This is a genomic window from Jiangella anatolica (assembly GCF_003236295.1).
GTDB classification, from domain to species: Bacteria; Actinomycetota; Actinomycetes; order Jiangellales; family Jiangellaceae; genus Jiangella; species Jiangella anatolica.
On sequence record NZ_POTW01000086.1, the window covers coordinates 21,401 to 30,935 of the forward strand.

The following is a 9,535-nucleotide window of genomic DNA, read 5'->3' on the forward strand; positions in this document are numbered from 1 at the left end:
CATGGCCGACATCCTGCACCGCATCGGCGCGACGACCTCGCCCGACACCGTCTACAAGGCTCTGACCACGATCGACGGCCTGGCCGGCTGGTGGACGACGAAGACCAGCGACGCCGGCGACGACGTCATCCGGTTCCGGTTCGCCACCCCGCAGGGCGAGGACGGGTTCGACATGAAGGTCCTGGAGACCGTCCCCGGCGAGCGGGTGCGCTGGGAGGTCGTCGACGGCCCCGAGGAGTGGATCGGCACGCACGTCCGGTTCGACCTCTCCCAGGAGGACGACTACACCATCGTGATGTTCCGGCACGAGGGCTGGCGCGAGCCGGTGCCGTTCATGTACCACTGCAGCACCAAGTGGGCCACGTTCCTGATGAGCCTCAAGGAGTTCGCCGAGACCGGCGCCGGCCGGCCCGACCCGGACGACGTCCAGGTCAGCAACTGGCACTGACGGTCACAGCCGGAGGGCGCGGGGCGGCGACGCCAGCAGCTCCGCGTCCTCCCAGTCCATGCCCGGCACGTCGACGTAGAGCTCGATCTCGTTGCCGTCCGGGTCGGCGATGTAGAGGCTGTGCGTGACGACGTGGTCGGTCGCGCCGAGCACCGTCGCGCCGGCCTCGCGCAGCGTCGTCAGCGCCGCCCGCAACTCGTCGTCGGACGTGCCGATCTTCAGCCCGAAGTGGTAGAGCCCGACCCGGCGCCCGGCCGGGAGCGCCGCCGCGTCCGGGCCCACCTCGATCAGCAGCAGCTCGTGGTGGGTCCGCCCGGACGGCGCGTTGAACATCGCGAACGGCATCGGCAGCGGCCCGGCGCCGTCGGCCTTGGGCAGCACCTGCCGCCAGCCGAGCACGTCACGGTAGAACGCCACCGACCGCCCGATGTCGCGCACGTAGAGCACGATGTGCCCCAGCTCCTTGACCTCCACGACCCCTCCTCGAAAAGTTGAACTCTCAACCATCATCGTATGCTGAGCGCCGTGAAGGCGACGCGCTGGCTGAGTGACGACGAACAGAAGGTGTGGCGGACCTACCTGCTGGCGAACCAGTTGTTATGGGCGGCGCTGGACCGGCAGCTGCAGCGCGACGCGGGCATGCCGCATGCCTACTACATCATCCTGGCCATGCTCTCCGAGGCGCCGAACCGGGAGCTGACGATGTCCGAGCTGGCCCGCGTGGTCAGCTCGTCGCCGAGCCGGCTCTCGCACGCCGTCTCGCGGCTGGAGGAGTTCGGCTGGGTGCGCCGGCGCAAGCACGACACCGACGGCCGCACCACTGTCGCGTCGCTCACCGACGACGGATTCGCCGTGCTGGCCGCGGCCGCGCCCGGCCACGTCGAGGAGGTCCGCAGCGTGCTGTTCGACCCGCTCACGACGGAACAGGTCGAGCAGCTCGGCGAGATCGTCGCGGCGATCGTCGCTCCGCACGACGGGCGCCCGCCGCACCTGTGAGATGCTGCCCGCGGCGGCAGCCGCAGCGGCCGACGACGTACCTCGACCACGCCGACATGACGCGAGAGAGGGCCAGACCATGCGAGACATCGCCGTGTTCAGCGGCAGCGCCCACCCGGAGCTGGCCGCGGAGATCTGTGCCCAACTCGGCGCGGCCCTCAACCCGGTCCGCATCCAGCGCTTCGCCAACGACTGCCTCGAGGTGCAACTGCAGGCCAACTGCCGTGAGCACGACGTGTTCCTGATCCAGCCGATCGTCCCGCCGGTGCAGGAGCACCTGGTCGAGCTGTTCCTCATGCTCGACGCCGCGCGAGGCGCCTCGGCCGCGCGGATCACCGTCGTCATGCCGCACTACGCCTACGCCCGGTCGGACAAGAAGGACGCGCCGCGCATCTCCATCGGCGGCCGGCTGATGGCCGACCTGCTCACCACCGCCGGCGCGAACCGGGTGCTGGCGATGACGCTGCACTCGCCGCAGGTGCACGGGTTCTTCAGCGTGCCCGTCGACCAGCTGCACGCGCTGCGCGAGCTGGCGGCGCACTTCCAGGGCCGCGACCTGTCGAACACCGTCGTCGTCTCGCCCGACCTCGGCAACGCCAAGCCGGCGTCGGCGTTCGCCCGCATGCTCGGCGTGCCCGTCGCGGCCGGGGCGAAGCAGCGCTTCGCCGACGACAAGGTCACCATCACCGCGATCATCGGCGAGGTCGAGGGCCGCGACATCATCGTGCTCGACGACGAGATCGCGAAGGGCAGCACGCTGATCGAGCTGATGGACCGGCTGCGCGAGCGCGACGCCCGCTCCATCCGGATCGCCTGCACGCACGGCCTGTTCGCCGACGACGCCCTGCGCCGGCTCGGCGACCAGCCCGACGTCGAGGAGATCGTCTGCACCAACACCGTCCCGCTCGCCGACGGCACCGGCCACCCCAAGCTGACGGTGCTCTCGGTGGCGCCGCTGCTGGCCGAGGCGATCCGCCGGATCCACAACGGCGAGTCGGTCAGCGCGCTGTTCCACGACGCATAAGCGACATTGAGAGACAGCTCACCCCCCGCATCGGGACCAATCCGGGCATTTGCCGGACGGCGGCCGAACCCGGCCCCCATACTCGGTGCTCATGACGAGGAGTCAGTTCGAGACCATGTCGGACTTCACCAACCCGCTCACCGCTGTCACCCGTCGAGGCAGGCTCGTGCTCGCCCAGCGTGAGGGATTCCTCGAGCTCGACGCCGCTGGTGAGCGGTTCGAGCTGCTCGGGCCGTTCGACAAGCCGGCCGAGCTCGGCGACGACGTCGAGATCACCGGTGTCGTGGCGCCGCAGGGCCGCGGGGTCCGCGGGACCCCGGCGATGCTCGTGCGGCACGTCCGCCGGCTCTGACCCGGCGACGACGAACGGGCGGCCACCCGGGCCGCCCGTTGCTCGTTCTCCCGCTACTCCGGTAGCCCGGTCTCGACCGGGTGCCCGGCTCGCAGCCACGCGTTGGTGCCGCCGGCGACATTGCGGACGTCGTAGCCCTGCGCGTCGAGGTAGTCGGCCACCTGGCCGCTGCGGCCGCCGACCGCGCACACGAGGTAGACGGTGCGGTCGCGCGGGATCTGGTCGAGCTGCTCGATGACCGAGCCCATCGGGATCAGCTGGACCCCCGGGATGTGCGCCTCGACGTACTCGTCCGGCTCACGGACGTCGACGATGGCCGCGTCGCCGTCCTTCCACACCGCCATCAGCTCGTCGACGGAGATCTCAGCCGCGCTCACGGGGCGCTCACGAAGATGTGGGCGGCGTCGGCCGTCGACAGCTCGACGGTCTCGGTGTTGCGCACCTGCACGCCGTTGTCGGTGATGGTCGCCTTGACGGTGCGGCCGGGGACGATCTGCGCCTCGCGCAGGCTGGCCAGCAGCTTCTCGTCGACCTGCAGCGGCTCGCCGATGTGCCGGACGACGACCTCGGCGCCGTCGCTGGTGCCGGCCTGGCGCAGCTGCCGGACGCCGGTGCGGAACTCCTCGACGACGGTGCTGCTGCCCAGCTCGGCCAGGCCCGGGATCGGGTTGCCGTAGGGGTCGGCGGCCGGCTCGTGCAGCAGGTCGACCAGGCGGCGCTCGACCGCCTCGGAGACCACGTGCTCCCAGCGGCAGGCCTCGTTGTGCACCAGCTCCCAGTCCAGTCCGATGACGTCGACCAGCAGCCGCTCCACCAGGCGGTGCTTGCGCATGACCCGCATCGCCAGCAGCCGGCCCTTCTCGGACAGCTCCAGGTGGCGGTCCTCGTCGACGTGCAGCAGGCCGTCACGCTCCATGCGCGCCACGGTCTGGCTGACAGTGGGACCGGACTGGTGCAGACGCTCGGCGATGCGCGCGCGGAGCGGGACGATGCCTTCCTCTTCGAGCTCGAAAATCGTCTTGAGGTACATCTCTGTCGTATCGATGAGGTCGCTCACCGGCCGGCTCTCCTCGCATCGCTCACACATCTCGCAACCCGCCGGGGTCGGGGTTGATACGTCGAGCTTATCGCGACCGCGTCTCGTTTCCGGTTCCGATCGGATCGGCGCCCCACGACCCGAGACGGACGGCGCCACCTCGTGGGAGACTCGCGGAATGCCGGTGGTGAGTGTCCTGAGTCTCAAGGGCGGCGTCGGGAAGACGTCGGTCACCCTCGGCCTGGCCGGCGCGGCGGCCGCGCAGCACCTGCGCTGCGTCGTCGTCGACCTCGACCCGCAGGCCAACGCGACCACCGTGCTCGCACCCGACGGCGTCCGGTTCACCGCGAACGACGTGCTCGCCGGCGACCGGCCGGTGACGATCGGCGACGCGCTCGCCGTCAGCGGCTGGGGCGAGCAGGTCCGGGTCCTGGCCGGTGAGCCCGCGCTGGAGCGGCGCAACCATCCGCCCGACGGCGTGCCCGGCCGGCACCACGTGCGCAGCGCCCTCACCGGCCTGCGCGACGCCGACCTCGTGCTGATCGACTGCCCGCCCAGCCTCGCCGAGCTGACCCGCAACGCGCTGGCGGCCAGCGACACCGCGCTCGTCGTCACCGAGCCGACGGCGTTCGCGCTGGCCGGTGCGCAGCAGGCGCTGGACGCCGTCGACGCCGTCCGCGGCGCGTACAACCTGCGGCTGCGGCCGGCCGGCATCGTCGTGAACCGGTTCCGCAACGGCGCCGCCGAGCACCGCTTCCGGCTCGACGAGCTGCTCGCCGCCTACCGCGACCTCGTCATCGACCCGGTGCTGCCGGAGCGCTCGGCGATCGGCCGGGCCCAGGGCGCCGGTGTGCCGATCCAGCGCTGGCCGTCGCCCGGAGCACGCGAGGTCAGCCGCATCTTCGCCGGGTACCTCGCGTTGCTGCTGAGCTCCGCCGGCAACGGCGCCGGCCCGTTCTCGAAGGGGGCCTCCCGATGAGCTCGTCCCTGCCCGCGCCGCGGCCGGCGCTGGTGCGCAAGCCCAACGGCACCGTCCACTCGGCCGCGCCGCACCTCTCCTCGCTGGCCGTCGACGAGGCCGCCGTCGCCAAGGCGGCCAAGAAGCACAAGAAGAAGGCGCACGCCGGCGACGACGCGGACCTGATCGTCACGCTGTCCAAACGCGACCGCAAGCGACTGCGGCGCAAGGCCGACTCGTACGGCTGGACGGCCGAGGAGGCCGCGGCACACGTGCTGCGCGCCTGGTCCGACGAATAGGCCGGGTTTCACGGTCCTGCAGATCCCCGTGCCGGCCGTGGAGTTGTTCGTCCGAGGACGGTTCGAGCACTACGACCCCGCCTATCTGTCCGTCGACCCCGCGTTCACGCACGCGCACATCACCGTGCTGGCGCCGTTCCTGCCGGCGGCGGACTCCGCCGCACTCGAGCGCGTCGAATCGCTGCTGGCGGAGACGCCGCCGATCACGTTCGCCCTGGATCGGATCGAGACGTTCCCGAACGGCGTCATCTATCTCGCGCCGGAGCCGGACGGGCCGTTCCGCGAGCTGACCGAACGGTTCGTGGCGGCGTTCCCGCAGTGCCCGCCCTACGGCGGCCAGTTCCCCGACATCGTCCCGCACCTCACGCTGGACCAGCTCTCCGCCGAGGTCACGGTGGCGTCGACCCGGGACCGGCTCGGCGACACCGTCCCGGTGACCTGCGTCGCCGACCGCGTCGACCTCGTCTGGTACGAGCCGCACCGGACCCGGCTGCTGACCAGCCTGCCGCTCGGCGCCGTCAGAGCTGGATCGCCTTGAGCTCGGTGAACTCCTCGACGCCGGCCTTGCCCATCTCGCGTCCGGTGCCGGACTGCTTGTAGCCGCCGAAGGGCGCGAGCGGGTTGAACGGCGCCCCGTTGACGTAGACCTGGCCGGCCGCGAGCCGCCGGGCGACGGCAAGGGCGTGGTCGCGCTCGCCGAAGACGGCGGCGCCGAGGCCGTAGATCGTCCCGTCGGCGATCTCCACGGCCTCGTCCTCCGACCGGTACGGGATCACGCTGAGCACCGGCCCGAAGATCTCCTCCTGGGCGACGACCGACCGCGGGTCGACGCCGGCGAAGATCGTCGGCCGGATGAACGCGCCGGACTCAAAGCCGGGGACCCGGCCGGGACCGCCGTGCACGAGGTCCAGCCCGTCGGCGACGCCCCGCTCGATGTAGCCGTTGACCCGTTCCCACTGGGCTTGCGACGCGAGCGGCCCGATGAGGGTGGACTCGTCCCGCGGATCGCCGACGGTATGGGCGGCGGCCTCGGCGACCAGCTTCGCGACGATGTCGTCATGCCGGTCGGCGGGCACCAGCAGCCGCGTCCACGCGCCGCAGGCCTGGCCGCTGTTCGTCCACCCGTACCGGAGCGTCTCGGCGACCGCGTGGTCGAGGTCGGCGCCGGGGAGGACGACGTTCGCGGTCTTGCCGCCCAGCTCGAGGGCGACCCGCTTGACGGTGGCCGACGCCGCGACGGCGATCCGCTTGCCGACGGCGGTCGAGCCGGTGAACGAGACCATGTCGACGCCCGGATGGGTGGTGATCGCCTCGCCGACATCGCCGCCGAGGCCGTAGACGATGTTCAGGACGCCGCCGGGCAGGCCTGCGGCGGCCGCCGCCTCGGCCAGGATCGGCGCCGTCAGCGGCGCGGTCTCGGCCGGCTTGAGCACGATCGTGTTGCCCGCCAGCAGCGCCGGCACGATCTTCGTGATGACCTGCTGGAGCGGGAAGTTCCACGGCGTGATCGCACCGACGACGCCCACCGGCTCGCGCACGACCAGCGAGTTCCCCACCTGTTCGGTCCAGGCGATCTGGCCGGCGAGACCAGCGACGGCCTCGGTGACGGCGACGGGGAAGCCGGCGTGCGCCGCCCGTGACAGCGAGATCGGCGCGCCGATCTCCGCGGTGACCGCGCGGGCGATCCGCTCGGTTCGGGCGGCCAGCTCGCCGGCCAGCCGGTGCAGGACGGCGCCGCGGCCCGCGGGCTGGTCGACGACCAGCCCGGCAGCGCCGCCCGGGCGGCGGCGACGGCGCGGTCCACGTCGGCCGCGTCTCCTCGCGGGACGGTCGCGACGACGGCGCCGTCCACCGGGCTGACGACGTCCATGGTCGATCCGTCGCCCGCAGTGACGGCGCCGCTGATCCAGTGCCCTGCGATGTCCAGTTCGTGAGCTGCGGGGATGAGGTTCTGAGTGGTTGTCATGCTTCCACCCTGCGGCGGGTCCGCCGGGCGAACCATGCTCGATCAGTCCCCCTCAGCGGACTCCACTGTGAAGATCGTCAGGATCTGGGAGCGGTCCGGGTCGATGAGGTTGTCGCCACGGACGTCGACGACGCCCAGGTCGGGGTGGACGATCCGCTTCGGAGGGCACACGGCGCCGGGGACCGGCTGGGTCGCCCAGATCTCGGCGAACTCCGGACTGCGGCGGCGCAGCTCACCCACCAGGGCCGTCGCCGTCGACCGCGGACCCGCCGCGACAGAGGCGGCCGCCAGTCCGGCGACCAGGGTCGTGGAGTGGCGCTCGTGGTCAGCGGCCGGTGTGCGCAGCCGCGCGGCGGGGTCGGTGAACCACCGGTAGACCCGGCTGCGGGCCGCGCCGGTGTAGCGCGTCTCGTCGCCCAGCAGGTCCCTGGCGGCGGGCGTCTGCAGCAGCGTCCGTCCGGCCGGATCGGACACCATCGCCGGGACGTCGCCGAGCTGGTCGAGGACCCGGCGCAGGCCGGGCGCCACCTCGTCCGGGCCCTCGGTCCGTGGCGGCGCGGCCAGCCCGGCCAGCTCGAACAGGTACTCGCGCTCACCGTCGGACAGCCGCAGAGCGCGCGCCATCGACGCCAGCACCTGACCGGACGGCAGCGGCCCGCGGCGCTGCTCCAGGCGGGTGTAGTAGTCCGTCGAGATGTCGCTGAGCAGGGCGACCTCGTCGCGGCGCAGCCCCGGAGTGCGCCGCTGGCCGGCGCCGGGGCGCAGCCCGACGTCGGCGGGCCGCAGCGCCGCCCGGCGCGAGCGGAGGAAGTCGGCGAGCTGTGCGCGTTGCATCGCTGTGTTCAACCACGCGGCGGGCCGCCGGGATTCCGCCGGATCAGACCCACTCGCCGCGGGCCATGACTGCGTCGACGGTCAGGTCCTCGTCGAGCACGACGAGGTCGGCATCGAGGCCGGGGACGAGCGCGCCGGTCCGCCCGCCGATGCCGAGCAGCCGTGCCGGTCGTGCCGACGTGGCATGGACCGCCTCGGGCACGGTGAACCCGGCCTGCTCGACGGCGAACCGGAAGGCGTGATCCATGGTCAGCGTGCTGCCGGCGATCGAGCCGCCCTCGACCAGCCGGGCGACGCCGTTCTCGACCCGCACGGCCAGCTCGCCGAGCACGTACTCGCCGTCGCCGATGTCCGTCGCGTCCATCGCGTCGGTGACCAGCGCGATTCGCTCCGGGCCTGCGGCGCTGCGGACCAGGCGGGCGATCGCGGGGTGCAGGTGGACGCCGTCGAGGATCAGTTCCACCGTCACCCGCTCGTCCTCCAGCAGCGCGACGATCGGCCCCGGGTCGCGGTGGTGGACCGGCGCCATCGCGTTGAACAGGTGCGTTGCGACCGTCGCGCCCGCCTCGATCGCTTCTCTCGTCGTGGCATAGCTCGCGTCGGTGTGCCCGACGGCGGCGACCGCGCCCTCGGCGACGACCGCGCGGACCGCGTCCAGGCCGTGCTCCAGTTCCGGAGCGAGCGTGACCATGCGAACGGTGCCCCTGCCGGCGGTGAGCAGCCGCTCGACGGCGGCCGGCTCGGGCGTGCGGAGGGCGCGCTCGTCGTGTGCGCCCTTGCTGGCCGGCGAGATCCACGGCCCCTCCAGGTGCGTGCCGGCGATCAGCCCCTCGTCGGTCAGCTCGGCCAGCACTCTGACGTCGTGCTCCAGCGCGTCGTACTCGCCGGTCACCAGGCTCGCCACGATCGACGTCGTGCCGTGCCGCCGGTGCGTGGCGACGAACGTGCGCACCGCCTCCTCGTCGGCGCCGACCACCGTGCCGCCGCCCCCGCCATGCGTGTGCATGTCGACGAAGCCGGGGACCAGCCAGCGTCCGCCCAGGTCGCGGCCGGCTGGCCGGGGCGGCGCTCCATCACCGAGTGCGGCGATACGGCCGTCGTCGCCGACCTGCAGCCAGCCGTCCTCCACCACGCCGTCGGGCGTGACCATCACCGCACCGGCGATCACCGTCATCGCGCGTTCCTCCCGGCTCTCGTTCCGCGTCGGTCCGCACGGTATCGCGTGTCTGGTCCAGGTCTGGTCCGGGATCGGTCTAAGGGCGGTCCGCGTTCGGTGGCGGTCTAGGCTCGGTCGGCATGACGGTGACGGTGCGGTCGCGGTTTCGTGGTCCTTCCAGCTCGGGCAACGGCGGGTACGTGGCCGGCGTCCTGGCAGGGCGGCTGGACGGCGCCGGGCCGGTCACCGTCACGCTGCGGACACCGCCGCCGTTGGAGACGCCCCTGGCTGTCACTCGCTCGGACGACGGCCTCTCGCTGCTGGACGGCGACACCCTGGTCGCCGTCGCCGCCCCTGGTTCCGACGCCGACCTCGTCGCCGTCCCGCCGGTCCCCGTCGTGGATGTGGCGGCGATCTCCGCGCGGTACCCCGGCTTCTCGGCCCACCCCTTCCCCGAGTGCTTCGT

The 9,535-nt window shown here is 72.5% G+C and carries 12 protein-coding genes and 2 pseudogenes; 8 read left to right on the top strand and 6 right to left on the bottom strand.

Annotation, left to right across the window (positions count from 1 at the left end; translation table 11 throughout):
- The first annotated feature begins 1 nt into the window (after position 1).
- The gene (locus C1I92_RS25840) at positions 2–448 is read left to right on the top strand and encodes an SRPBCC family protein (protein ID WP_111257516.1); all 447 of its coding nucleotides are present in this window, start codon (positions 2–4) and stop codon (positions 446–448) included.
- A gap of 3 nt (positions 449–451) precedes the next feature.
- Here the strand turns inward: C1I92_RS25840 and C1I92_RS25845 are convergent, their stop codons facing one another.
- On the bottom strand, positions 452–922 hold the full coding sequence (locus C1I92_RS25845; RefSeq protein ID WP_111257517.1) for a VOC family protein: 471 nt from the start codon (positions 920–922) through the stop codon (positions 452–454).
- Between the two features lie 51 nt (positions 923–973).
- Here C1I92_RS25845 and C1I92_RS25850 point away from each other — a divergent pair, with 51 nt between their 5' ends.
- The 3 genes from C1I92_RS25850 to C1I92_RS25860 all read left to right on the top strand — a co-directional run bounded on the left by C1I92_RS25850 (position 974) and on the right by C1I92_RS25860 (position 2,820).
- Entirely contained in the window at positions 974–1,444 is a 471-nt protein-coding gene (locus C1I92_RS25850) for a MarR family winged helix-turn-helix transcriptional regulator (RefSeq protein WP_111257527.1), read from the top strand.
- Positions 1,445–1,523: 79 nt separating this feature from the next.
- Positions 1,524–2,468, top strand: a complete 945-nt coding sequence (locus C1I92_RS25855; RefSeq protein WP_111257518.1) for a ribose-phosphate diphosphokinase — start codon at positions 1,524–1,526, stop codon at positions 2,466–2,468.
- 91 nt (positions 2,469–2,559) lie between these two features.
- Entirely contained in the window at positions 2,560–2,820 is a 261-nt protein-coding gene (locus tag C1I92_RS25860) for a hypothetical protein (protein WP_146605288.1), read from the top strand.
- A gap of 53 nt (positions 2,821–2,873) precedes the next feature.
- Here the strand turns inward: C1I92_RS25860 and C1I92_RS25865 are convergent, their stop codons facing one another.
- Together C1I92_RS25865 and C1I92_RS25870 are read right to left on the bottom strand one after the other, a co-directional pair.
- Positions 2,874–3,197 carry a rhodanese-like domain-containing protein gene (locus C1I92_RS25865; protein WP_199521591.1) on the bottom strand — a complete coding sequence of 108 codons (324 nt, stop codon included), beginning with the start codon at positions 3,195–3,197 and terminating at the stop codon, positions 2,874–2,876.
- On the bottom strand, positions 3,194–3,877 hold the full coding sequence (locus C1I92_RS25870) for an iron-dependent transcriptional repressor DtxR (protein WP_111257520.1): 684 nt from the start codon (positions 3,875–3,877) through the stop codon (positions 3,194–3,196). Before C1I92_RS25870 ends, C1I92_RS25865 begins: the two co-directional genes overlap by 4 nt.
- A gap of 157 nt (positions 3,878–4,034) precedes the next feature.
- Between C1I92_RS25870 and C1I92_RS25875 the strand changes: the two genes are divergently transcribed.
- From C1I92_RS25875 to C1I92_RS25885, 3 genes are read left to right on the top strand one after another with little or no spacing between them, the layout of a single operon-like run.
- Positions 4,035–4,835, top strand: a complete 801-nt coding sequence (locus C1I92_RS25875; RefSeq protein ID WP_111257521.1) for a ParA family protein — start codon at positions 4,035–4,037, stop codon at positions 4,833–4,835.
- Positions 4,832–5,113, top strand: coding sequence for a hypothetical protein (locus C1I92_RS25880; protein WP_111257522.1), 282 nt, complete (start codon positions 4,832–4,834; stop codon positions 5,111–5,113). Before C1I92_RS25875 ends, C1I92_RS25880 begins: the two co-directional genes overlap by 4 nt.
- 37 nt (positions 5,114–5,150) lie before the next feature.
- A complete protein-coding gene (locus tag C1I92_RS25885) occupies positions 5,151–5,651 on the top strand; it encodes a 2'-5' RNA ligase family protein (RefSeq protein ID WP_199521593.1) in 501 nt (166 codons plus the stop codon).
- Here C1I92_RS25885 and C1I92_RS25890 read toward each other — a convergent pair.
- The 3 genes and pseudogenes from C1I92_RS25890 to nagA form a co-directional block, all read right to left on the bottom strand.
- A pseudogene (locus C1I92_RS25890) lies at positions 5,632–7,115 on the bottom strand (aldehyde dehydrogenase family protein). The gene C1I92_RS25885 and the pseudogene C1I92_RS25890 overlap by 20 nt on opposite strands.
- A gap of 6 nt (positions 7,116–7,121) precedes the next feature.
- Positions 7,122–7,913 (bottom strand): helix-turn-helix transcriptional regulator, encoded by a 792-nt coding sequence (locus C1I92_RS25895; RefSeq protein WP_111257524.1) that lies wholly within the window; start codon positions 7,911–7,913, stop codon positions 7,122–7,124.
- A 43-nt stretch (positions 7,914–7,956) separates the two neighbouring features.
- The gene (gene nagA / locus C1I92_RS25900) at positions 7,957–9,087 is read right to left on the bottom strand and encodes an N-acetylglucosamine-6-phosphate deacetylase (protein WP_111257525.1); all 1,131 of its coding nucleotides are present in this window, start codon (positions 9,085–9,087) and stop codon (positions 7,957–7,959) included.
- Positions 9,088–9,209: 122 nt separating this feature from the next.
- Here nagA and C1I92_RS34045 point away from each other — a divergent pair.
- Positions 9,210–9,535 (top strand): annotated as a pseudogene (locus C1I92_RS34045) (hypothetical protein); the annotation flags it as partial.